Annotated in this window: 22 protein-coding genes; 9 read left to right on the top strand and 13 right to left on the bottom strand. The window is 62.5% G+C overall.

The features are described 5' to 3' along the window. Nucleotides 1-13: 13 nt before the first annotated feature. Nucleotides 14-1,381 (bottom strand): DNA repair protein RadA, encoded by a 1,368-nt coding sequence (radA, locus tag HQR01_RS09485; protein ID WP_173214628.1) that lies wholly within the window; start codon nucleotides 1,379-1,381, stop codon nucleotides 14-16. Nucleotides 1,382-1,451: 70 nt separating this feature from the next. On the opposite strand from radA, the gene HQR01_RS09480 reads away from it, so the two are divergent. Further along, the gene (locus tag HQR01_RS09480; RefSeq protein WP_173214626.1) at nucleotides 1,452-3,800 is read left to right on the top strand and encodes a patatin-like protein; all 2,349 of its coding nucleotides are present in this window, start codon (nucleotides 1,452-1,454) and stop codon (nucleotides 3,798-3,800) included. On the opposite strand, the gene dnaJ is transcribed toward HQR01_RS09480, so the two are convergent. Both dnaJ and dnaK read right to left on the bottom strand, forming a co-directional pair. Further along, entirely contained in the window at nucleotides 3,778-4,896 is a 1,119-nt protein-coding gene (gene dnaJ, locus HQR01_RS09475) for a molecular chaperone DnaJ (protein WP_173214625.1), read from the bottom strand. The genes HQR01_RS09480 and dnaJ overlap by 23 nt on opposite strands. Nucleotides 4,897-4,970: 74 nt before the next feature. Further along, nucleotides 4,971-6,899 (bottom strand): molecular chaperone DnaK, encoded by a 1,929-nt coding sequence (gene dnaK / locus HQR01_RS09470; RefSeq protein WP_173214623.1) that lies wholly within the window; start codon nucleotides 6,897-6,899, stop codon nucleotides 4,971-4,973. A 185-nt stretch (nucleotides 6,900-7,084) separates the two neighbouring features. On the opposite strand from dnaK, the gene HQR01_RS09465 reads away from it, so the two are divergent. Next, the gene (locus tag HQR01_RS09465; RefSeq protein WP_173214621.1) at nucleotides 7,085-7,567 is read left to right on the top strand and encodes a copper chaperone PCu(A)C; all 483 of its coding nucleotides are present in this window, start codon (nucleotides 7,085-7,087) and stop codon (nucleotides 7,565-7,567) included. A gap of 50 nt (nucleotides 7,568-7,617) precedes the next feature. Further along, nucleotides 7,618-8,091: a vgr related protein gene (locus tag HQR01_RS09460; RefSeq protein ID WP_173214619.1), complete on the top strand. Its 474-nt coding sequence runs from the start codon at nucleotides 7,618-7,620 to the stop codon at nucleotides 8,089-8,091. Here HQR01_RS09460 and HQR01_RS09455 read toward each other — a convergent pair whose 3' ends face one another. From HQR01_RS09455 to hrcA, 4 genes are all read right to left on the bottom strand, one after another. After that, complete coding sequence (locus tag HQR01_RS09455) at nucleotides 8,092-8,892, bottom strand: hypothetical protein (RefSeq protein WP_173214618.1); 801 nt, start codon at nucleotides 8,890-8,892, stop codon at nucleotides 8,092-8,094. Nucleotides 8,893-9,000: 108 nt separating this feature from the next. Further along, the gene (locus HQR01_RS09450; RefSeq protein ID WP_173214617.1) at nucleotides 9,001-10,749 is read right to left on the bottom strand and encodes a DUF885 domain-containing protein; all 1,749 of its coding nucleotides are present in this window, start codon (nucleotides 10,747-10,749) and stop codon (nucleotides 9,001-9,003) included. A 23-nt stretch (nucleotides 10,750-10,772) separates the two neighbouring features. After that, entirely contained in the window at nucleotides 10,773-11,363 is a 591-nt protein-coding gene (gene grpE / locus HQR01_RS09445; RefSeq protein ID WP_173216290.1) for a nucleotide exchange factor GrpE, read from the bottom strand. 16 nt (nucleotides 11,364-11,379) lie between these two features. Then, the gene (gene hrcA / locus HQR01_RS09440; RefSeq protein ID WP_173214616.1) at nucleotides 11,380-12,423 is read right to left on the bottom strand and encodes a heat-inducible transcriptional repressor HrcA; all 1,044 of its coding nucleotides are present in this window, start codon (nucleotides 12,421-12,423) and stop codon (nucleotides 11,380-11,382) included. Nucleotides 12,424-12,507: 84 nt separating this feature from the next. On the opposite strand from hrcA, the gene rph reads away from it, so the two are divergent. Continuing rightward, complete coding sequence (rph, locus tag HQR01_RS09435) at nucleotides 12,508-13,224, top strand: ribonuclease PH (RefSeq protein ID WP_173214615.1); 717 nt, start codon at nucleotides 12,508-12,510, stop codon at nucleotides 13,222-13,224. Continuing rightward, complete coding sequence (gene rdgB, locus HQR01_RS09430; RefSeq protein WP_173214614.1) at nucleotides 13,221-13,847, top strand: RdgB/HAM1 family non-canonical purine NTP pyrophosphatase; 627 nt, start codon at nucleotides 13,221-13,223, stop codon at nucleotides 13,845-13,847. Before rph ends, rdgB begins: the two co-directional genes overlap by 4 nt. Before the next feature lie 16 nt (nucleotides 13,848-13,863). Here the strand turns inward: rdgB and HQR01_RS09425 are convergent, their stop codons facing one another. Continuing rightward, entirely contained in the window at nucleotides 13,864-14,400 is a 537-nt protein-coding gene (locus HQR01_RS09425) for a CAP domain-containing protein (RefSeq protein WP_234030107.1), read from the bottom strand. Nucleotides 14,401-14,447: 47 nt separating this feature from the next. On the opposite strand from HQR01_RS09425, the gene hemW reads away from it, so the two are divergent. Both hemW and HQR01_RS09415 read left to right on the top strand, forming a co-directional pair. Then, the gene (gene hemW / locus HQR01_RS09420) at nucleotides 14,448-15,602 is read left to right on the top strand and encodes a radical SAM family heme chaperone HemW (RefSeq protein ID WP_173214613.1); all 1,155 of its coding nucleotides are present in this window, start codon (nucleotides 14,448-14,450) and stop codon (nucleotides 15,600-15,602) included. After that, nucleotides 15,599-16,495 carry a tyrosine recombinase XerC gene (locus HQR01_RS09415; RefSeq protein ID WP_173214612.1) on the top strand — a complete coding sequence of 299 codons (897 nt, stop codon included), beginning with the start codon at nucleotides 15,599-15,601 and terminating at the stop codon, nucleotides 16,493-16,495. The genes hemW and HQR01_RS09415 overlap by 4 nt, the downstream gene beginning before the upstream one ends. Here the strand turns inward: HQR01_RS09415 and HQR01_RS09410 are convergent. Genes HQR01_RS09410 through rsmI form a run of 4 tightly spaced genes read right to left on the bottom strand, consistent with a single transcriptional unit; the run spans nucleotide 16,492 to nucleotide 19,300 of the window. Further along, nucleotides 16,492-17,100, bottom strand: coding sequence for a DedA family protein (locus tag HQR01_RS09410; protein ID WP_173214610.1), 609 nt, complete (start codon nucleotides 17,098-17,100; stop codon nucleotides 16,492-16,494). The two genes, HQR01_RS09415 and HQR01_RS09410, sit on opposite strands and share 4 nt — an antisense overlap. 23 nt (nucleotides 17,101-17,123) lie before the next feature. Further along, nucleotides 17,124-18,092 carry a glutathione synthase gene (gene gshB, locus HQR01_RS09405; RefSeq protein WP_173214608.1) on the bottom strand — a complete coding sequence of 323 codons (969 nt, stop codon included), beginning with the start codon at nucleotides 18,090-18,092 and terminating at the stop codon, nucleotides 17,124-17,126. Between the two features lie 9 nt (nucleotides 18,093-18,101). After that, nucleotides 18,102-18,452, bottom strand: a complete 351-nt coding sequence (locus HQR01_RS09400) for a YraN family protein (protein WP_173214606.1) — start codon at nucleotides 18,450-18,452, stop codon at nucleotides 18,102-18,104. Next, complete coding sequence (rsmI, locus tag HQR01_RS09395) at nucleotides 18,449-19,300, bottom strand: 16S rRNA (cytidine(1402)-2'-O)-methyltransferase (protein ID WP_234030106.1); 852 nt, start codon at nucleotides 19,298-19,300, stop codon at nucleotides 18,449-18,451. Before rsmI ends, HQR01_RS09400 begins: the two co-directional genes overlap by 4 nt. Before the next feature lie 37 nt (nucleotides 19,301-19,337). Between rsmI and HQR01_RS09390 the strand changes: the two genes are divergently transcribed. Next, nucleotides 19,338-20,495 carry a penicillin-binding protein activator gene (locus HQR01_RS09390; RefSeq protein ID WP_173214602.1) on the top strand — a complete coding sequence of 386 codons (1,158 nt, stop codon included), beginning with the start codon at nucleotides 19,338-19,340 and terminating at the stop codon, nucleotides 20,493-20,495. Nucleotides 20,496-20,558: 63 nt separating this feature from the next. Continuing rightward, a complete protein-coding gene (gene parE / locus HQR01_RS09385; RefSeq protein ID WP_173214600.1) occupies nucleotides 20,559-22,547 on the top strand; it encodes a DNA topoisomerase IV subunit B in 1,989 nt (662 codons plus the stop codon). Here the strand turns inward: parE and HQR01_RS09380 are convergent. Further along, on the bottom strand, nucleotides 22,544-23,767 hold the full coding sequence (locus HQR01_RS09380; RefSeq protein WP_173214598.1) for a bifunctional alpha/beta hydrolase/OsmC family protein: 1,224 nt from the start codon (nucleotides 23,765-23,767) through the stop codon (nucleotides 22,544-22,546). The two genes, parE and HQR01_RS09380, sit on opposite strands and share 4 nt — an antisense overlap. Between the last annotated feature and the right edge of the window lie 32 nt (nucleotides 23,768-23,799).

Below are 23,799 nucleotides of genomic sequence, written 5' to 3'. Positions count from 1 at the left end.
AGCCGATCAGGGACTATGCCGACGTAATCACCCGGTCAACGAGGTTCGCGAGTTGTCCCAAACCAATGAACTCGAGGTCCGATGGGAGGTTCTTGCTGTCAGCCGGGCCGTGTCCACGCGTGAAGCCCAGCTTCGCGGCCTCCTTCAACCGCAGGCCACCATGTGCCACCGGGCGAATCTCGCCTGCCAGTGAAACCTCCCCAAGCCATACACTGCCCTCAGGCAACGGGCGGTCGGCCAGGGCGCTGACGAGCGCTGCGGCCACTGCAAGATCCGCAGCGGGATCGCTCAAGCGGTAACCGCCAGCTACATTGAGATAAACCTCAGCCGAGCTGAAGTTCAGCCCGCAGCGCGATTCCAGCACGGCCAGCAACATCGCCAGCCTTCCGCTGTCCCAACCCACTACCGCACGGCGCGGTGTGGCACCGGACTGGAGCCGTACGATCAGCGCCTGGATTTCAACCAGAACGGGCCGGGTGCCCTCGATCGCCGGAAACACCGCGCTGCCCGCCATGGGTTCGGACCGACCGGAGAGGAATAGCATGGAGGGGTTGGCTACCTCTTCCAGCCCTTCACCTGCCATCGAAAACACGCCGATCTCGTCAACGGCACCGAAGCGGTTCTTGAGTGCGCGCAGGATGCGATACTGATGACTGCGCTCTCCTTCGAAGCTCATCACCACATCGACCATGTGTTCGAGCACCCGTGGCCCTGCGATGGTTCCGTCCTTGGTCACATGGCCGACGAGAACCAGCGCAACGCCGTTCTCCTTGGCATAGCGGATCAGCTCGAAGGCGCAGCCGCGCACCTGACTTACGGTGCCTGGTGCGCCCTCGATCGTGTCGGAATGCATTGTTTGGATCGAATCGATCACGAGGAACGCAGGCGTCTCCATCTGACCCAGCGTCGTAAGGATGTCGCGCACGCCGGTGGCCGAGGCCAGTTTCACCGGCGCGTCGGACAACCCCAATCGCGCGGCGCGCATCCGCACTTGGCCCGCAGCCTCCTCGCCGCTGACGTAGATCACACCGCGCCCTTGCCGCGCGATCTGCGCCGCCGCCTGCAGCAGCAAGGTCGACTTGCCGATGCCCGGGTCGCCGCCCATCAGGATGGCCGAACCCGGTACGAGTCCCCCGCCCAAGGCGCGATCGAATTCGGCCAGCCCCGTAGGTTGCCGGATCGGGAGGGCACCGGGTTTGTCGAGATCGACAAACTCGACCGCCCGGCCCCCGCTCGACAGATCATGCTTCAGCGAGAAGACCGTGGCGGGTGCGTCCTCGACCAGCGTGTTCCATTCTGAACAATCGGGGCATTGTCCCTGCCAGCGGTGGGTGACGCTGCCACAGGCTTGGCAGGCATAGCGTTTCTTGGGCTTGGCCATACTGCTTGCTAACCGGAACAATTCGGGAACGCAATTGCCAAGGATCGGAAATCCATGCAAAGCTTGGGCGATGCGGCAAAAAGAACTTCGAATTGCGCTGGTCTGCTACGGCGGGGTCAGCCTCGCAATTTACATGCATGGCGTTACCCGCGAGCTGTGGCAGCTGTCCCGTGCAAGCCGCGACTTCCATCAGGAGGATGCGCCGCGCAGCGGCGTCGATGCAGTCTATCGCTCATTGCTGGAACATGTCGCCGAAGCGCACGGACTGCGCCTCCGCGTGCTTCCCGATATCATGAGCGGTGCAAGTGCAGGCGGGATCAACGCCATCTTCCTCGCCCAGGCGATCTACTCGGGGCAATCGCTAGAGCCGCTCACGGATCTTTGGCTCGAGATTGCGGACGTCGACCAGCTCGTCGATCCGGAGGCCAAGCCGACTTGGCGTATGTCGAAGCTCTACGCCCAGCCCTTCGCCGATTGGCTGCTGAGCCGCCCAGGTAGCGACATTGCGCACACAGTCGCTCCCGAAACCCGCAAGGAAGTTCGGCGCAAGATGTCGCATCTCATTCGCGGGCGCTGGTTCGAACCGCCGTTCTCCGGCATCGGCTTCTCCTGCATGCTCGAAAGAGCTTTCTCGGCGATGGAAGCGACGGCCGCGGAGGCTCCGCTGCTACCGCCAGGTCATCCGCTCGATCTCTACGTTACGGCGACTGACTTTCACGGCTATCTCGAGCTCCTGCGGCTCCACAGCCCTCCCGTGGTCGAAGACACCGAGCATCGTACCCCGATCACTTTCCGTGTGCGCACACCAGCAACCGGTGGCGAGAGCTTGACCAACCCGATCGAGCTGGTTTTCGCCGCGCGGGCTACGGCAAGCTTCCCTGGTGCATTCCCGCCGCTGCGACTGGACGAGATGGACCAGCTGATACGGCGCTCTGGCCGCGCGTGGCCGGGGCGTGACGCCTTCCTTGAACGGATCATCCCGGTGCATGTCGATCGGGGTACCGTGGAAGGTGTTTCGCTGATTGACGGATCGGTGCTGGTCAACAAGCCCTTCGCTGGTGCGATCTCGGCTTTGCCGGGCCGTCCGGCGCAGCGCGAAGTCGACAGGCGATTCGTCTACATTGACCCGCGGCCCGACCGCTCCAGCAATCGCGGTGGTGGACCCAACGAGCCCGTGGGCTTCTTCTCCGCTATCTTCGGTTCGCTATCGACCATCCCGCGCGAACAGCCAATCCGAGACAACCTCGAGCAACTCGACCAACAGAGCCGCGAAGCCGAGAGGACGAGCCGCATTGTTGCCACCCTGCGCCCGCAAGTCGACGCGGCTGTCGAGAAGCTCTTCGGCCTGACGCTGTTCCTCGACAGCCCCACTCCCGCCAGGCTGGGCGCCTGGCGCCGGAAAGCGCAGCAAGCAGCGGCCGAGCAGGCGGGCTATGCTTTTCACTCTTACGCCCAAGCGAAATTCTCAGGCATCGTCATGCGGTTGGCGAGGCTCATTCTCGATGCCGCCCCGAAGTTGATGCTCGACGATCCTGCGCCGATCGAAGCGGTCCTGCGCGAAGAATTGGCCCGGCGTGGGCTGGACATGCTGGCAGACCCATCGGGTGGCGCTACTGATCAGGCGATCGCCTTCTTCCGCGAGCACGATGTAGGCTTTCGAATTCGGCGCCTGCGCCTGCTTGCTCGCCGCCTTGCGCGTGACTGGGAGGCCGATCCCGAAATCGACGACGAAGCACTGGGGGACGCTCGTGACGCGGTCTATCGAATCCTCGCCCTCTATTTCGAGAAGGAGGGTCTTTCGGCGATGGGGCCTGCGTTCGAGCCTATCGCAGAGAATGTCTTGCGCGACCCGGGCACCCTCCTCGACATGCTCGAAGCGAAGCGGCTCTTGCCGGAAGTCGATGATCGGGCCGAGGTCATGCTTTCCTCGTTACTGGAAACGATGCCGAAGAATCTCCGGCGGCGGATGCTGTTCGGCTATCTCGGCTTCCCCTTCTACGACGTCGCCACACTACCTTTGTTGCGCAACGACTCCCTCACCGAGTTCGACGCGGTGAAGGTCGATCGTATCAGCCCCGATGATGCCCGCAGCATTCGCGAAGGTGGGACGCAAGCGACGCTGCGCGGGATCGAGTTCTATAATTTCGGCGCCTTCTTCAGCCGCGCCTATCGTGAGAACGATTATCTGTGGGGCCGCCTCCACGGCTGCGAGCGGATGATCGATTTAGTCTGCTCCACCACACCCGATCGGATGGATGACAGCACCTGCCGCCGTTTCAAGCATGATGCGTTTCACGCCATTCTCGACGAAGAACAGTCGATGCGCCGATGCTCGCAGAAGCTGATCGATACTCTGAGGCGGGAAGTGAACGAGCGCTTGGGCGGTCCCGGGGAGCCTAGCCCCCGAAAGCGTCCTTGAGCTTGTCGAAGAAACCGCGGCTTTCGGGGCATTCATCGCCCGTCTCGGTCTCGCGGAACTGCTCGAGCAAGGCACGCTGTTCCTTGGTCAGTTTAGTCGGGGTTTCGACGGCGATCTCGACGACCAGGTCGCCACGACCACGGCCCTGCAAGACGGGCATGCCCGCACCGCGCTGACGCAATTGCTTGCCCGACTGAATGCCCGCCGGAATCTCGATTGTCACTTCCTCGCCATCGAGGCTGGGAATGTCGATCGATCCGCCAAGCGCGGCCTTGGTGAAGCTTATCGGCACCCGCGTCGCCAGGTTCGTGCCTTCACGCTGGAAAATCGCGTGCGGTTTGACGTGGACGAAAATGTAGAGGTCGCCGGGAGGCGCACCACGCGGTCCTGCCTCGCCCTTGCCCGATAAGCGGATACGAGTTCCGGTATCCACGCCGGGGGGGATTTCGACCGCGAGTTTTTGAGGCCGGTCCACCCGCCCTTCGCCGCCGCAATCGCGACAGGGCGAGGTGATGACCTCGCCGCTGCCGTGGCAGTTGGGACAGGGTCGCTCGACCACGAAGAAACCCTGCTTCGCCCGCACCTGGCCGCGTCCACTGCACAGGTTGCAGGTTCGCGCGTGGGTACCCGGAGTGGCCCCGGTGCCGTGGCAGGTGTCGCAGTTCTGGGAAACTTCGATCTCTATCTCGGTCGACTTCCCGTGGAAGGCGTCTTCGAGATCGATCTGCATGTCATAGCGCAGATCGGCACCGCGCCGCGGCTGCGCCCGGCCGCCGCCAAAGGCGCTGCCGAAAATGGTCTCGAAAATATCTCCGATGTCGCCGAAATCGGCACCGCCGTGCGCGCCGGCACCGGGCCCACCATTTTGGAAGGCGGCGTGGCCGAAGCGATCGTAAGCAGCGCGCTTCTGGGGATCCTTGAGGCATTCATAGGCGGCGCTGACCGACTTGAACTTGGCCTCGTTCTCCTTGCACCCCTGGTTACGGTCAGGGTGGAACTGCATCGCAAGCTTGCGATAGGCGCTCTTGATGGTCGCGCCATCGGCATCGCGCGCCACTCCAAGCACTTCATAAAAATCGGCTTCTGTCGCTGACATGGTCTTTCCTGCCCCAAACCTAGCCGCCACCGGCGCTGATTTGCACCGGTGGCGGTTGGGTTATCATCAGGCGATCAGTTCTTCGCGTCTTCATCGACTTCGGAGAATTCGGCGTCGACCACCTCTTCCTCCGAACCGGCGTCACCACCGGCGGCTTCGCCTTCCGTCGCTGCGGAGGCACTTGCCTGTTCCTGCTCGTAAATGGCCTGGCCCATCTTCATCGCGACTTCGGTCAGGGCCTGTGCCGCGCTGTTGATGGCTGCCGCATCGTCGCCTTCGAGCGCGGTCTTCACGGCCGCAATCTTGGTCTCGATGTCCGACTTGAGCGAGGCTTCGATCTTGTCGCCGTGCTCGGAAAGCTGCTTTTCGGTGGTGTGCACCAAGCTGTCGGCCTGGTTGCGTGCCTCCGCACCTTCGCGCCGCTTCTTGTCTTCCTCTGCGAACTTTTCGGCATCCTTGACCATCTGGTCGATGTCGGCGTCCGAAAGACCACCCGAAGCCTGGATGCGGATCTGCTGTTCCTTGCCGGTACCCTTGTCTTTGGCACTGACGTTGACGATGCCGTTGGCATCGATGTCGAAGATCACTTCGATCTGCGGAACGCCACGCGGAGCCGGCGGGATGCCGACGAGGTCGAACTGACCAAGCAGCTTGTTGTCCGCCGCCATTTCGCGTTCACCCTGGAATACCCGGATCGTCACCGCCTGCTGGTTGTCTTCGGCGGTCGAATAGGTCTGCGACTTCTTGGTCGGGATCGTGGTGTTGCGATCGATCATGCGGGTGAACACGCCACCCAGGGTCTCGATCCCCAGCGACAGCGGGGTCACGTCGAGCAGCAGCACGTCCTTGACATCGCCCTGCAGCACGCCGGCCTGGATCGCCGCGCCCATGGCAACGACTTCGTCGGGGTTCACGCCGGTGTGCGGCTTCTTGCCGAAGAATTCCTCCACGACTTCACGCACCTTGGGCATACGGGTCATGCCACCGACGAGGACCACCTCGTCAACGCCGCCCTTGTCGATCCCGGCGTCAGCCAGTGCCTTCTTGCAGGGTTCGAGAGTGCGCTTGATCAGATCGCCGACCAGCTGCTCGAGCTTGGCGCGACTGATCGTTTCCACGAGGTGAAGCGGCGTGGTGTTGCCGCCTTCCATACGTGCGGTGATGAAGGGCTGGTTGACCTCGGTCGTCTGTGCGCTGGACAGCTCGATCTTGGCTTTTTCAGCCGATTCCTTGAGCCGCTGCAAAGCGAGCTTGTCGCTCCGCAGGTCGATGCCTTCCTTCTGCTTGAACTGGTCGGCAAGGTACTCGACGATCGCGCCGTCGAAATCTTCACCGCCCAGGAAGGTGTCACCATTGGTCGACTTCACCTCGAACACGCCATCGCCGATCTCAAGGATCGAGACGTCGAAGGTGCCGCCACCAAGGTCGTAGACGGCGATGGTCTTGCCGTCGTCCTTATCGAGGCCATAGGCCAGGGCGGCGGCGGTCGGTTCGTTGATTATGCGCAGGACTTCGAGACCGGCGATCTGGCCAGCGTCCTTGGTCGCCTGGCGTTGCGCGTCGTTGAAGTATGCGGGAACGGTGATGACCGCCTGCGTGACGGCTTCGCCGAGATAGCTTTCGGCAGTTTCCTTCATCTTCTGCAGGATGAAGGCGGAAATCTGCGAAGGGCTGTAGTCTTCGCCGCCGGCCTGGACCCAGGCGTCGCCGTTCTTGCCCTTGACGATGGTATAGGGAACCAGTTCGGTGTCCTTCTTGGTCACCGGGTCGTCAAAGCGGCGGCCGATCAGGCGCTTGACCGCGAAAACGGTGTTGTCGGGATTGGTGACGGCCTGGCGCTTCGCCGGCTGCCCGATCAGGCGCTCACCATCCTTGGTGAAGGCGACGATCGAAGGCGTCGTGCGCGCACCTTCCGAATTCTCGATGACCTTGGGTTTGCCCCCATCCATCACGGCGACACAGCTGTTGGTGGTGCCGAGGTCGATACCGATTACTTTAGCCATGGTTTCCCCATCAATTGGTTCGTTGGACGCCGCTCTGTCGGTCTCCCCAATGGGCAAGACCACTCGGCGGCTCGTTCGAGTGGTGTATTAGGTAGTTGTTACTCGGGCGATATAGGTGCGGTTTTGCTTGGCACAAGGGAGGTGCCTCGCTAGTTTTTGCTCATTCGAGAGACAGGGGAAAATCCATGAAATTTTCGTATTTTGCCTGCATCGCCCTAGCGTCGACGGCAATTTCGCTAAGCGGGTGCGGTGGCAAGGAGGCAGCGACCGAAGCAGTCGCCGATACCAATGCGGCGGGCCTCGAGGTGACCAATGCACGCTTGGTCCTGCCCGCCGTGTCGGGCAATCCGGGCGCCGTCTATTTCGACGTCAAGAACATCGGCGAAGCGAACGTCGCTATCCGCAAGGCTGCAATCAAGGGCGCTGCCAGTGCGCAAATTCATGACACTACCGAATGGAGCGGTCAGAAGGTCATGGGCGAAATGGGCCCGGTGATGATACCGGCAGGCAGGACCGATACCTTCAAGTCGGGCGCCAAGCACATCATGGCCTTCGACCTCGATCCGTCGCTCACTGCGGGAAGCACGACCGAGATGACGCTGACCATTGCCGGCGGGAAGACATCGACGGTTGAAATCGCAGTAGTCGGCGCAGGGGACGATCGCTGAGCGACTCGTCGGGGGTCGTCAGGGAGGGTGCGGCCGTTGCACCGTGCCCGGTGGGCGGAGAGCGCCCACTGACCCCCGGCGAAGTCACGCTGGCGAAATCGGTTTTTGGTACTGCGATTGACTATGCCCGGGTGACCATCCGGCGCCGCAAGTGGTTTCCGTTCCAACCAAGACGGATCACCATGGCCCCTCGGGGCCATGTGCACTTCCACCCGCTTAGCGAGAACTATTGCGAGGATTTCTCGACCGCGGACATCTTCAGGCAGGGCCTGCTGATCCACGAGCTGACCCATGTGTGGCAGGTCCAGACCAAGGGAGCTTGGTACCTGGTTACGCATCGAATGCCCTGGGCTCGCTATGACTATTGCCTCAAGCCGGGTTGGCATCTCGAGAGATACGGCATCGAGCAACAGGCTGAGATCGTCCGCCACGCCTTCCTGCTACGCAATGGCATAAAGCTTGTCGGTGTCCGTGATCCAGGTGTTTACGACCTGCTGGTGCGCTTTCCTGGTGCAACTGGCTGACTATTCCTCTGTTTCGCCAGGGTCGGTATCGGGATCGGCGCTGATCTTGTAGTTGTAGGAAACGATCTTCCACGCGCCATCGAACTTCATGTATTCGAGCCGCATGATCGCAAGGTCGCCGGCCACGCGATAGGTCCCTTCGAGCAACAAGACCCCATCCTTGCCCATCGCTGCCGCAGATATCTTCGGTTCCTGTTGTGCCAGTGCCACCATGCGATCGGCGAAAGGTCGGAGTGTGGAGAAGCCTTCCCCGAGGTTCTCGACGGTTGCCTCCTCAGGCCATCCCTTAAGGAAATGCTCGGGATTGTTGTCAATCAAGGCTTCGATCAAACGCCGCGTATCCTGCAAGACCATGCGTCGCTGTTCGTCGGGCAATGGCGGCAAGGACACCGCGCTGTTTGAATCCTCGATCCCGGCAACGGTCTTCTTGAGTAGGATGATGCGCCATTCGCCCCCTTCCTTGACGAATTCCAGCCTGAGTGGAATTTTTGCCCCGGTGCCGGTGGTTGCCGTGCCTTCAAGCGTACCCGTGTCGGCCTGGATGGAGCGCGATGACCAGCTGGTTTCAATCACTTGGTCGAGTTTGCTGGCATGCAGGAATCTGCCGAGTTCTTCTTGGGAGGTACCCTCCTGAAGCTGCTGCGACGTAAGCGCATAGGCGGAATCCATGTCTCCCGCCTTGGCCGCCGAAAAGAAATCGTCTGCCGTCCTGGCGATGCCGCCCGTCGCCCAGAAGATGAGAGCGACTATCGCGATCGCCGCAACGACCGCTCCGATCAGGACCTTTTGCCAGGTTTTCATTCGCGCCTCCCTCTTGCGAGGCGACCCTCCGGCGCGATCTTTAGCGCCCTGGTCGATGGCTAGCACAGCAGTGACGACTGGCCAAACTGCTTGGGCCTGCTGTTGATGTCAGTCGTACTTGACCCCGGGCAGGCCCTGGCCGCCATCGGCGATGAACGCATCGATCCGCTCTTCCAGCACGGGTAGTGGTACTGAGCCGAGCGAAAGCACCACATCGTGGAACTTGCGGATGTCGAACTTCGACCCGAGTTCCTTCTCCGCCTTGGCGCGGACGCGGCGGATGGTCATTTCGCCCAGCTTGTAGGCAAGCGCTTGCCCCGGCCAGCTAATGTAGCGATCGACTTCGGTATTGACCTCGTGCTCCGACAAGGCAGTGCGGTTGGCCAGGTATTCGACCGCTTTCTCGCGGCTCCACCCGTAGTGATGAATACCGGTGTCGATGACCAGGCGGACGGCGCGCCACATCTCGTAGCTCAGTTGACCAAACCGTTCGTATGGCGTGCGGTAGATCCCCATCTCGTTGCCGAAATACTCGGTGTAGAGGCCCCACCCTTCGCCGAAGCCGGAGAAATAGGTTTCCCGGCGAAAGCGCGGCGCCTCTTCTTGCTCAAGCGCCACTCCGGCCTGGAAGCTGTGCCCGGGAATGCACTCGTGCATCGTTAGCGCGGGAATGTTGTAGAGCGGACGCGAAGGCAGGTCGTAGGTATTCATCTGGCACGCATCGCGTCCACCCCGGCCAGCGGTGTAGAATGGCGCGATGGCCGGATCGACCGGGCGGATGGTGAAACGATGGCGCGGCAGAAAGCCGAAATAGTCGGCTATCTTTCCATCGACTCGCTTGGCCACATAGGCCGATACGCCCATCAGTTCGTCGGGCGTCTTGGCGACGAACTGCGGATCGTTGCGCAGGAAGCCAATGAATTCGGTCAGCGCCCCTGCGAACCCGGCCTCGGCTTTCACTTGCTCCATCTCGGCGGTGATCCGGGCAACTTCGTCGAGGCCGATCCGGTGGATTTGTTCCGCGGTGAGGTCGAGCGTCGTGTATTCGCGGATCTGCTGTTGGTAGTAGGCCGCCCCGTCGGGCATCTGTTCGGCACCAAGCGTAGTGCGCGTCTGAGGCAGGTACTCCTCGCGGAAGAAGCGCAGAAATTTCGCATAGGCCGGCGTTACCGCCGCCTCGATCGCGGCCCTGCCCTCGCGCAGCAATCGCTCGCGATCCTCGGGGCTGAACCTTTCAGGGATTTGTTCGAAAGCACCCCAGAAGGGACTCATCTCGGGATCGTCGACCACATAGGCAGCCAGTGAAGCGTCGCGCCCTTCAAGGGTCACTCGCGGCACACTGAAACCGCGGGCCAGCCCGGCCCTCGCGTTGCTTTCCTGCTCGGCGAAATAGCGCGGCAGGTCGCGCATCCGGCCAATGTAGCGTTCGTAACCCCCGACCGTGGTGAAGCCGTGGCGTGCGGCCAGATAGCTCCAGAAGTTGTTGTCGCTATCGAACGGCATTTCCCATTCGCGAAAGCGCGCATCGCCGATCTCGGTCTGCAGAAGCGTCCGGAAGACCTCGGCATCGATCTTGGCACCGGCAGAGAGCTGTGCGGCATCGATCGCACGCAGCTTGTCGAGCATTACCTGCGCGAACTGGGCACGTTGGCGGTTTGCCTCGGGCGTCGCCGACGGCAGGCGGTCGCCTTGCGAAGTGCTGCCGTCGGCCTCTACCACCTGCCCATAATCGACCAGTCGCTGCTCATACCATTGCTCGGTCAGTGCAGAGAGAGCCGTATCGGCGCTCACTTGCGCAGCGGCAGGTGCGGTGAGGGTGGCGACGAGGACCGCCGCCGGGATGAAAGCGCTCCTCATCGTATTCCCCACGCGGTGCAGATTCAGTCGGGCTTCTTGGCCACGCCGACCATGGCCGGTCGTAGCAAGCGGTCCTTCAGCATGTAGCCCGCCTGCATTTCCTGCACGATGGTACCGGGTTCGTGATCCGCGGTCGGTATTTCCATCATCGCCTGGTGCTGGTTCGGATCGAGCGGCATGCCGGTCGATGCGATGCGGGTGATGCCATTCTGGGTGAACACCTTCTCCAGCTCGCGCTGGGTGGCTTCGATACCGGCGATGAAGTTCTTTGACTTCTCGCTTTCGCGCAGTTCCTCGGGAATATGGTCGAGCGCCCGGGAGAGGTTATCCGCAATGCTCAGGATATCGCGCGCAAAGCCGGTCGCGGCGTAGTTGCGCGCGTCCTGGATTTCCTTCTCGAGTCGCCGACGCACATTCTGTGTTTCAGCACGAGCGTAGAGCACGTCCTGCATCGCCGCTTCGAGGTCGTCCTTCAGCTTGCCGAGCGCATCTGCGAGCGACTCGCCTGCACCGTCGTCGTCTTCGCCGCGCAGGTGCTCGGGAACGCCCTCCATTTCGCGTGCCACTTCCTCGTCGACCGCCTTGGTCCGCGGTTCGTCCTTGTTCTCGTCGATCACGTGAAAAACCCTGTCAGCCTATTCTCTTGCCCAGCGAGCGGGCGGTGAAATCCACCATGGGGACGACGCGCGCGTAATTCAACCGCGTGGGGCCGATCACACCCAGTACACCAACTACCCTTCCCTCGCGGTCGCGATAGGGCGAAGCGATGACAGAGGAGCCTGAAAGCGAGAACAAGCGGTTCTCGCTGCCGATGAATATCCGCATGGAATCGGCGCGGCGCGCGCGCTCCAGCAGTTCGGCGACGGACTGCTTGCTTTCAAGGTCGTCGAGGAGACTGCGAACCCGTTCAATATCGGACAGAGCTGCCTCGTCGAGCAGATTCGCCTGCCCCCGTACGATCAAAACGGGACGGCTCGCGGCATCCTCGGTCCACACGGCAATACCTCGCTGGACGAGGTCGCGACTGGCCTCGTCAAGCGCTGTACGGCCACCCGCGATCTCCGTTGCGATGGCCTGCGCCGCTTCCGCCAGTGTGCGACCGGCTGTGCGCGCGGTCAGGTAATTGCTGGCCTGTTCGAGCGAGGCACCGAACGCGCCCGGTGACAGCGCTAGCACGCGGTTCTCGATATGCCCGTCTTCGCCCACCAGGACTGCGAGCACGCGATTGGCGTCAAGCGCGGCAAGTGAGACTTGCGCCAGCCGCGGTTCACGCCGTGGAACCATGACCATGCCAGCCGCGCCGGACAGATCGGACAGCAGGGCGCTGGTTTCTTCCAAGGCGCGTTCGATCGGGCCGGGTTCGGACAGACGCTGCTCGATCGCCGCGCGTTCCTCGCGGGTTGGCTCGGCGACCTGCATCATCGCGTCGACGAACAGGCGCAGTCCGGTTTCGGTCGGCATGCGTCCGGCGCTCGTGTGCGGCGCTGCCAGCAGTCCGCGCGCCTCGAGGTCGGCCAGCACGTTGCGTATCGATGCCGGTGACAGGTTGAGCGCACCCTCCCCCGCCAGCGTTTTCGAGCCGACCGGAACGCCGCTTTCGAGATAGCCCTCCACCACGAGACGGAAAATCTCGCGGGCACGGTCGCTGAGGTCGGTGAGCGGCGGCGAATTCATGGGGTCTATCTAGCGCACATGCTTGCGGCCTCAAGGGTCATGCGCCAAACGCCTCCGCGAGATTCGACTGCACTGGAGATAACCATGCGACCTTCCGGACGCCCGCCCGACGAAATGCGCGCCATCACCATCGAGACCGGCTACACCAAGCATGCAGAGGGTTCCTGCCTGATCAGCTTCGGGGAAACGCGCGTGTTGTGCACTGCGTCGGTCGAGGATCGACTGCCGCCCTGGCTGCGCGGCAAGGGTGAAGGCTGGGTCACCGGTGAATACTCCATGCTCCCGAGAGCTACCCACACGCGCGGCCAGCGCGAAGCTGCCAAGGGTAAGCAAAGCGGCAGAACGCAGGAAATCCAGCGCCTTATCGGCCGCAGCTTGCGTGCGGTGGTAGATCTCAAGCGCCTTGGCGAGCATCAGATCACGCTCGATTGCGACGTGCTGCAGGCCGACGGCGGAACGCGCACGGCATCGATCTCGGGCGCTTGGGTGGCATTGCGCCTGGCAGTAGACGGGCTGCTCAAGTCCGGTGCGATCAAGGATGACCCGATCACCGCCAAGGTCGCCGCGATTTCCTGCGGCATTTACCAGGGTACCCCGGTGCTCGACCTCGACTATCCCGAGGATAGCAGCGCCGATGCCGATGCGAACTTCGTCCTCATCGAAGGCGGCAAGATCGCCGAAGCGCAAGCCACGGCCGAAGGCGCTCCCTACGACGAAGAAGGCTTCCTGCGTCTCTTGCGCCTGGCGCAGATCGGCTGCGCACAGATCTTCAAGGCACAGGACGAGGCGACGCGAAAATGACCCGGCGTCTCGGTTCGGGCTCGCTGGTGATCGCCACGCACAATGCGGGAAAGCTCAAGGAAATCGGCGCATTGCTGGAGCCTTACGGGGTCAAATGCCTGTCTGCCGGATCGCTTGGCCTGCCCGAACCGGCCGAGATTGGGACGACCTTCGCCCAGAACGCGCTGATCAAGGCGCGCGCTGCGGCAGAGGCATCGGGCCTCGTGGCACTCGCGGATGACAGCGGGCTGTCCGTCGCCGCGCTGGACGGGCGGCCGGGGGTCTACACCGCCGACTGGGCCGAGCGGCAATGGTTCGAAGGCGAACCCGGGCGTGACTGGTACATGGCGATGGGCAAGGTCGAAGGAATGCTCCAGCAGCAGGGAGCCGACGTCGATCGATCCTGCGCATTCCATTGCGTGCTCGCGCTAGCTTGGCCTGATGGCGAATATGCGATCTACGAAGGCAGCGTGGCGGGCACTCTGGCCTGGCCCCCGCGCGGCACGATGGGTTTCGGCTATGATCCGGTGTTCGTGCCCATTGGCCGCGATGTGACGATGGCAGAGCTGGACCCGGCGGAGAAGCACGCGATCAGCCACCGTGCCGATGCTTTCGCCAAGCTGGTGGCGGAGCAATTCGGCTGAGGGGCTAGAAGGCTTTCTAGCCCCACACATTGCCCGCAGGCCAGTAGCGGCAAACCAGCACGTCATTGCCGCGGCCGGTCACGAGCGCGCAGCCAACCTCCCGCGTATCGCGCCATACCACTTGCGAATAGTGGCCGACATCGGCCCAATTGCCGGTTCTCGAAATGTGCGGGAACGTGCCGGAATGGAAGTTCGCTTTTTCCGCGATGAACATCTCGACGATGTCCTCGACCATCCAATACCCTGCGGTACCCATCCACAGGTTCTCTCCGGTGCCATTGCGCGCGCCGTCAGAATCGTGCTGCACCACGCCCCGTTGCGAGAGGGATTGGGCCCATTGTGCGGCCTCGCGTTCAAGCTTGCCGTTCCAGCGCAGTGCGGGCAAATGCAGCCGCTCGCGCTCAGCATTGTGAGTGGCGAGGATCCGTCTGGCGAGCTGCGGGTTAGCAGGGGCCAGTGGTGCAGAGCCGCTTGCAGCCATGGCTACGCTCGTGGCACAAGCCATGCCCACCGCGCTCAGAAATGGCGCAACCCACTTCTTCATCCTGCTCATCGGTCGCGAGTTTCTTTCGGCCGAGTAAAAAATCTCTGAAGGCATCCTTGGCTCGCGCACTTTATATTCATTGGCCTTTCTGTCTCGCAAAGTGCCCCTATTGCGACTTCAACAGCCATGTGCGCGCCAACGCCGACATAACCGCATGGGAAGCCGCGCTACTCGCCGACATGCGGCATGAAGCAGCTGCGGACAAATCTGAAGAATCACTAGCAAGTATCTTTTTTGGTGGCGGAACTCCATCGCTTATGCCGCCTGCGTTGGTCTCGCGGCTGCTGACCGAAGCGGAGGCCCTGTGGGGTTTCGAAGCGGACATCGAAATAACCCTCGAGGCCAACCCATCGTCGGTCGAAGCAGCGAATTTCGCCATGCTTGCAACGTCCGGGGTGAATAGAGTTTCCCTCGGGGTGCAGTCACTTCGCGATGAGGTGCTGCAATTTCTCGGCAGGCTTCACGGGGTCGATGAAGCGCTCCGCGCCGTCGAAGCCGCGCAGCGCCATTTCGATCGTGTATCGATCGATCTCATCTATGCACGACCTGGCCAGACCGAAGCGGAGTGGAGCCAGGAACTCGGTGATGCCCTTGCGTTGGGGACCGACCACCTGTCGCTCTACCAGTTGACGATCGAGCCCGCGACGCGGTTCGCGACCGACGTTCGGCGCGGCGTATTCACTCCGCTGGACGATGATCATGCGGCAGACCTCTTCGCCGTCACGCGCGACATGACGTCGGCTCATGGCTTGCCGGCTTACGAAGTGAGCAATCACGCCAGGCTGGGGCAGGAGAGTCGTCACAACCTCACTTACTGGCGTTACCAGGGTTATGTCGGCATCGGTCCCGGGGCACATGGGCGACGCGGCAACGTCGCGACGGTTCGTCACAAGAAGCCGGAGAACTTCCTCGCTGCCGTGACGTCGGAAGGTCACGGCATCGCGGAGGCGCGAGATCTCGATCGGCGTGAGCAGGCTTCGGAAGCCTTGCTGATGGGCCTACGGCTCGCCGAAGGGATTGATCTAGACGCTTTGGCCCGGAGCTTCGGCGTCACGCAGCCGGACTTGATCGATGATGCAAAGCTTGCGCTTTATCGCGACCTTGGACTGGTTTGGGAGACATCGGGACGAATTGGCGTCACGTCGCAAGGCATGCCCTTGCTCGATGCGCTGCTCGGCGAACTGGTCCGCGCGGAACTGGTGACGCCATGAGCCGCACCGACCTGCTCGAGGCATGGCACCACCATCTGGCCCTCGCCCGCCGACGCTCACCGCATACCGTGCGCGCCTATGCCAAAGCAGCGGAACGTCTTTTGGTTGGACTTGGCTTCGACAACTGGGATGACGTCGCGGACGTCACGGCGACACGGCTGCGCTCGCATATCGCTGCTCGGCGAGCTGATGGCTTGTCGAATGCCTCTGCGGCACGGGAGCTATCGGCGATCAAGGGCTTCATCGCTTTCGCCAGAGTACAGGCGGGGCGCGAAAGCACTGAACCGCCCCGCCTCCGTGGGCCACGGGTCAAGAAGGGCCTGCCCCGCCCCGTCACGCCGGACGATGCACTGGCCTTGGCAGAAACGGTCGAGGCGATTGCCTTGGAAGACTGGACCGGTGCGCGCGACCGTGCCGTGCTGCTCTTGCTGTACGGTGCCGGAATGCGGATCGCCGAGGCACTTTCGCTGACGGGTGCCGATTATCCACTGGGTGAGCGTCTCACGGTAACCGGTAAGGGTGGCAAGCAGAGGGTCGTCCCGATCCTGCCGATCGTCCGGGATGCCGTGGCTGAGTATGTTCGGCGCTGTCCCTGGACTCTCGGCAAGGAGGGGCCCCTGTTTCGCGGAGCGCGCGGTGGCCCGCTTGGTCAAGGGATGGTGCAGAAGGCGACCGCAAGAGCGCGCAAGGCACTTGGTCTGCCCGACACCGCGACGCCCCATGCCTTGCGCCACAGCTTTGCGACCCACCTGCTCGGTGCCGGGGCGGACCTGCGGAGCCTCCAGGAATTGCTTGGCCATGCAAGCCTCGGCTCGACACAGATCTACACCAAGGTCGATGCGGCGACCCTGCTCGACACCTATCGCAACGCGCATCCGCGTGAGCGTGACTAACCGGCGTCGACGCGGGGTTTCCAGGTAATTACCCGGTAGAGATACCAGAGCACACCAGCACCCAGGAACCCGCCCACGACCCATCCTGCGGCGGTTTCGTACGGCGTCATCAGATGCGCCAAGGAACTGCCCCCCGCGATGAGCGCTCCGTTCCAGACCAGCGAGCCCAGGAAGGTAAACAGCAGGAACCGGCCGATATGCATATGCGCGAGACCCGCCGGGAGCGAGATGATCGTCCGCAGGAACGGTGAAAATCGAAGAAGGAACACGATCCATTCGCCATTGCGCCGGAAACGTCGGCGCGCTTTTTCAAAGTCTGCCCATTCGAAGGTCAGCCACCGGCCATAAGCATCGATGAACCGGCGCAGATCGCTCTCGTTCCAACGACGACCGATCCAGTACCAGAAGTAATTTCCGACCGTGGTGCCGACGGTTCCGATGATCAGCAGGGGCAGAAATGCCATCTGGCCACGCGCGACGAGCACACCCCCGAAGCCCATGATGATTTCCGAGGGCAAGGGCGGGAAGATGTTCTCCAGCGCCATCAGCACGAAAATGCCGACGTAACCGCCCGCGGCGATGGTCTCGAGAATGAAAGTGTTCACTGGTGGACCAACGCGCCCCGCGGCTACAGGTTCGCGTGCCTGCGCTCGATCGCGTCCCAGATGCGACCGGGCGTGTCGGTGCCGTTGAACTTGTCGATCGCGACGATGCCGGTTGGCGAGGTGACGTTGATTTCGGTCAGCCATTGGCCGCCGATTACGTCGATGCCTACGAATACCAGCCCCCGCCGCTTGAGCTCAGGCCCCATTGTTGCGCAGATCTCTTCCTCGCGAGCCGTCAACGTCGTCGCTTCGGCATGTCCGCCTTGGGCCAGGTTCGACCGGAATTCACCTTCACCAGGGAACCTGTTGATTGCCCCGGCAAATTCGCCGTCGATCAGTACGATGCGCTTGTCGCCTTCGGCCACTTCGGGAAGGAAGGGCTGGACCATGTGCGGTTCCGGCCAGGTCTGATTGAAGACTTCGGACAGCGCAGACAGGTTGGTGCCCTCCGCATCGATGCGGAAGATCGCCTTGCCGCCGTTGCCGTGGAGCGGCTTGACCACTACGGCGCCATGCTTCTGCTGGAACTCGCGAATATCCTCGAGCCTGCGTGCGACCAGCGTCGGCGGCATGAACCGCGCATAGTCGAGCACGAACATCTTCTCGGGCGCGTTGACGACCTCGCGCGGATCGTTCGCTACCAGCGTGGTGCCTTTGAGCCGATCGAGCAGGAATGCTGCGCTGATGTAGCCCAGGTGGAACGGTGGGTCCTGACGCATCAGGATCACGTCGATATCGCGGGCTAGGTCGATTCCGCGGCGCTCGCCTGCCGTGTAGTGAGCGCCTGTCACGCGCTGAACCGTCACTGGGGCGGCGTGGGCCGTGATCCGGCCTTGGGGCGTGCCATCGCTTTCATAGGCGAGCGATGCCACGTCGTAGTGCCAGATTTCATGTCCGCGGGTCTGCGCCGAGAGCATAAGGGCAAACGAGCTATCGCCCGCGATATTGATGGTCTCCAGCGGGTCCATCTGGACGGCGACGCGTAACGGCATGCGAACTCCTCAAGGCTGCCAAGCGTTGGCGATGTGGCGAGGGAAGGCGCCCGGCGCAAGGAGGATAACGTCGATCCTTAGGTCCTCGCCGTTCTGCGCATAGCGATGCGCCACCGCTTCGACCGCTGCGGCCACTCGTGCCAGGCGGTATTCGTCAATCGCATGGTCGAGCTCCCCCCGCCGCTTGCGCCACTTGACCTCAACGAATGCGACGAGCTTGCCACGCCGTGCTACCAAATCGATCTCGCCAACGGGGGTCTTCACCCTCCGATCGAGAATCTGCCAGCCTTTCGCGCGGAGCCAGAATGCGGCACGCGTCTCACCATCCCGCCCGCTTTTCTCGGCAATCTGGCGCTTCATTCGTGGCGCAATTCCAGCGCCCGGGCGTAGAGAGCCTTGCGGTCGAGACCGGTAGACTTGGCCACATGGGCGGCTGCCTGCGAAGGCTTCATCGTCTCAAGAGCCTCGGCCAACAGCGTATCCCCGTCCGCTTTCGACATCACACGCACTGGCGGCGGGCCAACCAGCAGGACGATTTCCCCCCTGGGTGGATTGGCCTCATAATAGGCCATCAACCCGTCAGGCAGGCCACGGCGCATTTCCTCGTGCAGCTTTGTCAGTTCCCGGCCCACAGCAACCTCGCGATCGGGCAGGATCGCACGGATCGATTCCAGCGATTTGAGCAGGCGCGGTGCCGTTTCGTAGAAAACCAGCGTGGTATCGACGACGGACAATTCCTCCAACATTTCGCGGCGCGCCTTGTCCTTGGCGGGCAGGAAACCCGCGAACAGGAACCGGTCGTTGGGAAGGCCGGACAGCGAAAGACCCATCACTGCGGCACAGGCTCCAGGAGCCGCGGTGATCGGTATGCCCTCTGCCCGGCAGTCGTTGACCAGGCGATACCCGGGGTCGCTGACGAGGGGAGTACCCGCATCGCTGACCAATGCGACTGCGCGTGTTCGCATCGACTCAACCAGGCGATTGCGGTCACGATGCTCGCTATGATCGTCATAGCGCCACAGTGGCTTGGAGATGCCGAGATGCCTCAGCAGCTTGCCGGTGACGCGCGTATCTTCGCAGGCTACAGCGTCGCAGCCGCGCAGCACCTCGATCGCGCGCAAGGTTATGTCGCCAAGGTTGCCGATCGGGGTCGCAACGATATAGAGCCCCGGATCGAGGCTATCTTCGGGGAGGTGGGGATCGCTCACCTGACCCCCATGAACCATTGCAGAGGGACGCCGCAAGATGAAGCGCTGGACAATCGACCGTCGGACAATCGTGACCGCGGGACTAGCCGCCCTGTTGGCGGGCTGTTCGATCATCCCCAAAGGTGCCGAGCGCCCGGCTCCGGCACCAACACCGACTGCCGAACCAAGCGACACAGTGCTGCCCGAAGACCTGACCCGTCATCGTATCGCGCTGCTCGTCCCGATGTCAGGCGACAACGGCAATGTGGGACTGGCCATCGCCAATGCGACGACCATGGCTTTGCTGGACACCAATGCCAGCAACCTACGCATAACGACCTATGATACTGCGGCCGGGGTCGATGCGGCGGCCAAGCAGGCGGTCAGCGAAGGCAACAAGCTGATTCTTGGACCGCTGCTGGGGAGCAACATCCCTTCGGTCCTATCGGTTGCGCGCCCCGCCAATGTGCCTGTGATCTCGTTCTCCAATGACACCAACGCTGCGGGCCCGGACGTCTTCGTGATGGGGCATGTGCCCGAACAGTCGATCATGCGGACTATGCAGTATGTCAGGAATCGCGGCGCCCAGAACTTCGCCATCCTTGCGCCCGATGGCGATTATGGCGTCCGGGCAGAAGAGGCCATGCGCCGATCGGTGGCTGCCTACGGTGGTAACGTGGTCTGGACCGAGCGCTATTCGCGAGGGAACACGTCGATCGTGAGTGCCGCTGAACGGCTCAAGGTACATGGTGGTTACGATACCGTCCTGATCGCCGACGGCGCTCGACTGGCAGAGCAGGCAGCCGCTGTGCTCAAGCCCGGCGGTGCAGGCAATACCCTGTTGCTCGGCACCGAATTGTGGAGCGGTGAAAGCTCGGTGGCCCGCGCCACATCGATGCGCGGCGCTTTGTTCTCCGCCGTTTCGGACGCGCGGTACAAGCGCTTTGTTGATAGCTATGAGGCTCGTTTCGGCAGCCAGCCCTACCGTATCGCGACGCTCGGTTACGACGCGGTGCTATTAACCCTCCGCGTCGCCCGCGATTGGAAGGTGGGCACCAACTTCCCGCTTGCCGCCCTGCGCAGCGAAGACGGCTTCCTGGGCCTTGATGGCGCATTCCGGTTCGCCCGGACCGGCGTGGTCGAGCGGGCAATGGAAGTGCGCGAAGCACGTGCCGGAAGTGTCGTGGTAGTGGACAACGCCCCCGCCAAGTTCTGAGCGGGGCGGATAACCGCCCGCGCCCGCTTGTTCGGGCGCAAGACCGCACGATATAGCAAGCACATGTCCGACGATCTTTTCGACAATACCCCCGCATCGAGCGGCGACTACGACGCGTCATCGATCGAGGTCCTCGAGGGCCTCGAACCGGTCCGCCGCCGCCCTGGCATGTACATCGGCGGTACGGATGACCGCGCGTTACACCACCTCGTCGCCGAAGTGCTCGACAACGCGATGGACGAGGCGGTCGCGGGACATGCGAGCCGCATCGAAGTGCGACTTGACGAAGGCAACCACGTAACGATCACCGACAACGGTCGCGGGATGCCGGTGGCCGAGCACCCCAAGTATCCTGGGAAGTCGACGCTCGAGGTGATCCTCACCATGCTTCATTCGGGCGGCAAGTTCTCGGGCAAGGCCTATGCCACCAGCGGCGGCCTCCACGGCGTTGGCGTCAGCGTAGTCAATGCACTGTCAAGCCACACGCGGGTCGAAGTGGCGCGCGATCGACAGCTATACGCGCAGGAGTTCTCCAAGGGGCATCCCACCGGCAAGTTGCAGGACCTTGGCCCTACTCCCAATCGGCGCGGCACGACCGTCAGCTTCGTGCCCGATACCGAGATTTTCGGAGATCGCGCGTTCAGCCCAAAGCGGTTGTTCAAGCTTGCCCGTTCGAAGGCATACCTTTTTGCCGGAGTTGAGATTCGCTGGAAATGCGCGCCTGCCCTGGCCAGCGAGGACGTACCGCAGGATGCAGTGTTCAAGTTCCCCGGCGGGCTAGCAGACCATCTTTCGGAGATTATCGGTGGGCGCGAATGTGTCACCGCCCAGCCCTTCACCGGCTCGCAGGACTTCCCCGATCTCAACGACATGCCGCAGGGGCGCGTCGAGTGGGCGATCGCCTGGCCACTCTACTCGGACGGTTCGACGAGTTGGTACTGCAACACCGTCCCGACACCCGATGGCGGCACCCACGAACAGGGTTTGCGCGCTGCCTTGACCAAGAGCCTGCGCGCCTTTGGTGAGCTGACAGGTACGAAGAAGGCCAAAGACATCAGTGCCGACGATGTGATGACCGGCGCCGACGTCATGCTCAGCGTCTTCATCCGCGATCCGCAATTCCAGAGCCAGACCAAGGATCGCCTGACATCGCCCGAAGCCGCACGCCTGGTCGAGAACGCGGTGCGCGATCACTTCGACCACTTCCTCACCGACAACATGGATCGCGGCAAGGCGCTGCTCGGCCAGGTGATGGAGCGGATGGACGAGCGGTTGCGCCGCAAGGCCGAACGAGAGGTCAAGCGCAAGACCGCGACCAACGCCAAGAAGCTGCGCCTGCCCGGCAAGCTCACCGATTGTTCGGGTGAAGGCGAAGGAGAGACCGAACTCTTCATCGTCGAGGGCGATTCAGCAGGCGGCAGCGCCAAGCTGGCGCGCAACCGTAAGACGCAGGCGATCCTGCCGATCCGAGGCAAGATCCTCAATGTCGCCAGCGCCACGGCTGATAAGATCCGCGCCAACTCGGAGATCGCCGACCTGACGCTCGCGATGGGCTGCGGTACGCGCAAGGACTGCGATCCGGAGAACCTGCGCTACGATCGCATCATCATCATGACCGACGCGGACGTCGACGGCGCGCATATCGCGACGCTCTTGATGACGTTCTTCTTCCAGGAGATGCCCGAGATCGTGCGCAATGGGCACCTCTACCTCGCCCAACCGCCGCTCTATCGCCTCACCGCTGGTAAGGAGAGTCGCTACGCTCGAGACGACATCCACCGCAAGGAGTTGGAAGAAACGGTGTTCAAGGGCAAGAAGGTCGAGGTTGCCCGATTCAAGGGACTCGGGGAAATGAACCCGTCGCAGCTGCGCGAGACGACCATGAACCCGGCGACCCGCAGCCTTATTCGCATTACCCTGCCACAGGAATTCGAGCAGCGAGCGGGAGTGGCCCGCCTGGTCGACGAGCTGATGGGCCGCAATCCCGAACACCGTTTCAACTTCATCCAGAACAACGCGGGTGACATCGATCGGGAAATGATCGACGCCTAACCCGTGGCCAGGCCGGTATGGATGTGCAATTCGCCTTCTAGCGTCCTGTGTACCGGGCACTTGTCGGCGATTTCTATCAGCTTTGCGCGTTGCTCATCGTCGAGGGTGCCGCCCCGGATGGTAATCGTGCGGTAGAGTGCCTGGAGACGTTCACCTGCGGCCATGGCCATGGCATGGTCGTCGTGGCTTTCGTGTTCGCGCTCGTGGCGGACTTCGACGGTCACGCCCTCTAGCGCCCAGCCCTTGCGGTCAGCGTACATCTTCATGGTCATGGCAGTGCAGGTACCAAGCGCGGCATTGAGCAGGTCGTAGGGTGTCGGCCCGCTATCGTCGCCGCCTACGCTGAGCGGCTCGTCGGCAACGAAGCGGTGAGTTGAGGTGTGAACCTCGGTTCCGAACTTTCCGTGACCGGTACGGATTACAACGCCATCTTCGGGCATTGGCCAGTCGGCCTTCAGCGGCATATACCGTTCTGCCCAAACTTCGATTATACGCGCCGCAAAGCGTGCATCGGAATCGTCGAGTAACAGGTGATCGGCGCCGACAAGACTCAAGAAGCTCTTGGGATGGCGCGCTGCGCCGTAGAGTTTCGAGGCATGTTCGATGCCGACGATCTGATCGGTTGGAGAATGGCAGATAAGCAAGGGCAGCCGGAGGGCGGCAACCTGATCGACCAGGTCAACGTCGCGGGTTTGTTGCAGGAAATCCCGGCCGATCTTGAACGGGCGACCGCCGATCGTCACTTCGCCTTCACCATCGCGTTCGATTGCCGCGAGGTCCCCCTTAATGTTCAGCAGGACATGCGGAACATCGGCAGGGGCGCCGATAGTGGCAACCGCGGCAATCCGGCCCTTCGGGAGTATCCCTGCCGCCGAGAGTACGGCCGCACCACCGAGACTGTGACCGACCAGCAGAATTCCGTCTCCAAAGCGATCGCATAGCGCGTTTGCGGCATCGATGAGATCGGACACATCGACCGCGAAGCCCGCCCGTCCGAACTCACCCTCGCTCGCGCCGAGACCGGTGAAGTCGAACCGCAAGGCCGCAATCCCAGCTCGCGCCAGCGCGCGCGAAACTTCAATCGCTGCACGGGATTGCTTGGTGCAGGTAAAACAATGCGCAAACAGCGCCGCACCACGAACCAGACCCGTCGGCATTTCCAGCGAACCTGCAAGCACGTGGCCCCGACCGGTGGGGATCGAAAGTGTCTCGGTGGGCATGGTATTTCCTTGTTGCGCGGTTTGTCATCGCG

It is taken from the genome of Erythrobacter mangrovi, assembly GCF_013260645.1.
In the GTDB taxonomy this organism is placed as follows: Bacteria; Pseudomonadota; Alphaproteobacteria; order Sphingomonadales; family Sphingomonadaceae; genus Qipengyuania; species Qipengyuania mangrovi.
This window is presented reverse-complemented; position numbering and strand designations above follow the sequence as displayed.

Excerpts from the sequence above, each read along its gene's own strand:
- radA (WP_173214628.1), bottom strand. The coding sequence starts at position 1,381 with ATGGCCAAGCCCAAGAAACGCTATGCCTGCCAAGCCTGTGGCAGCGTC.
- HQR01_RS09480 (WP_173214626.1), top strand. The coding sequence starts at position 1,452 with ATGCGGCAAAAAGAACTTCGAATTGCGCTGGTCTGCTACGGCGGGGTC.
- dnaJ (WP_173214625.1), bottom strand. The coding sequence starts at position 4,896 with ATGTCAGCGACAGAAGCCGATTTTTATGAAGTGCTTGGAGTGGCGCGC.
- dnaK (WP_173214623.1), bottom strand. The coding sequence starts at position 6,899 with ATGGCTAAAGTAATCGGTATCGACCTCGGCACCACCAACAGCTGTGTC.
- HQR01_RS09465 (WP_173214621.1), top strand. The coding sequence starts at position 7,085 with ATGAAATTTTCGTATTTTGCCTGCATCGCCCTAGCGTCGACGGCAATT.
- HQR01_RS09455 (WP_173214618.1), bottom strand. The coding sequence starts at position 8,892 with ATGAAAACCTGGCAAAAGGTCCTGATCGGAGCGGTCGTTGCGGCGATC.
- HQR01_RS09450 (WP_173214617.1), bottom strand. The coding sequence starts at position 10,749 with ATGAGGAGCGCTTTCATCCCGGCGGCGGTCCTCGTCGCCACCCTCACC.
- hrcA (WP_173214616.1), bottom strand. The coding sequence starts at position 12,423 with ATGAATTCGCCGCCGCTCACCGACCTCAGCGACCGTGCCCGCGAGATT.
- rph (WP_173214615.1), top strand. The coding sequence starts at position 12,508 with ATGCGACCTTCCGGACGCCCGCCCGACGAAATGCGCGCCATCACCATC.
- rdgB (WP_173214614.1), top strand. The coding sequence starts at position 13,221 with ATGACCCGGCGTCTCGGTTCGGGCTCGCTGGTGATCGCCACGCACAAT.
- HQR01_RS09425 (WP_234030107.1), bottom strand. The coding sequence starts at position 14,400 with ATGAGCAGGATGAAGAAGTGGGTTGCGCCATTTCTGAGCGCGGTGGGC.
- HQR01_RS09415 (WP_173214612.1), top strand. The coding sequence starts at position 15,599 with ATGAGCCGCACCGACCTGCTCGAGGCATGGCACCACCATCTGGCCCTC.
- gshB (WP_173214608.1), bottom strand. The coding sequence starts at position 18,092 with ATGCCGTTACGCGTCGCCGTCCAGATGGACCCGCTGGAGACCATCAAT.
- HQR01_RS09400 (WP_173214606.1), bottom strand. The coding sequence starts at position 18,452 with ATGAAGCGCCAGATTGCCGAGAAAAGCGGGCGGGATGGTGAGACGCGT.
- HQR01_RS09390 (WP_173214602.1), top strand. The coding sequence starts at position 19,338 with ATGAAGCGCTGGACAATCGACCGTCGGACAATCGTGACCGCGGGACTA.
- parE (WP_173214600.1), top strand. The coding sequence starts at position 20,559 with ATGTCCGACGATCTTTTCGACAATACCCCCGCATCGAGCGGCGACTAC.
- HQR01_RS09380 (WP_173214598.1), bottom strand. The coding sequence starts at position 23,767 with ATGCCCACCGAGACACTTTCGATCCCCACCGGTCGGGGCCACGTGCTT.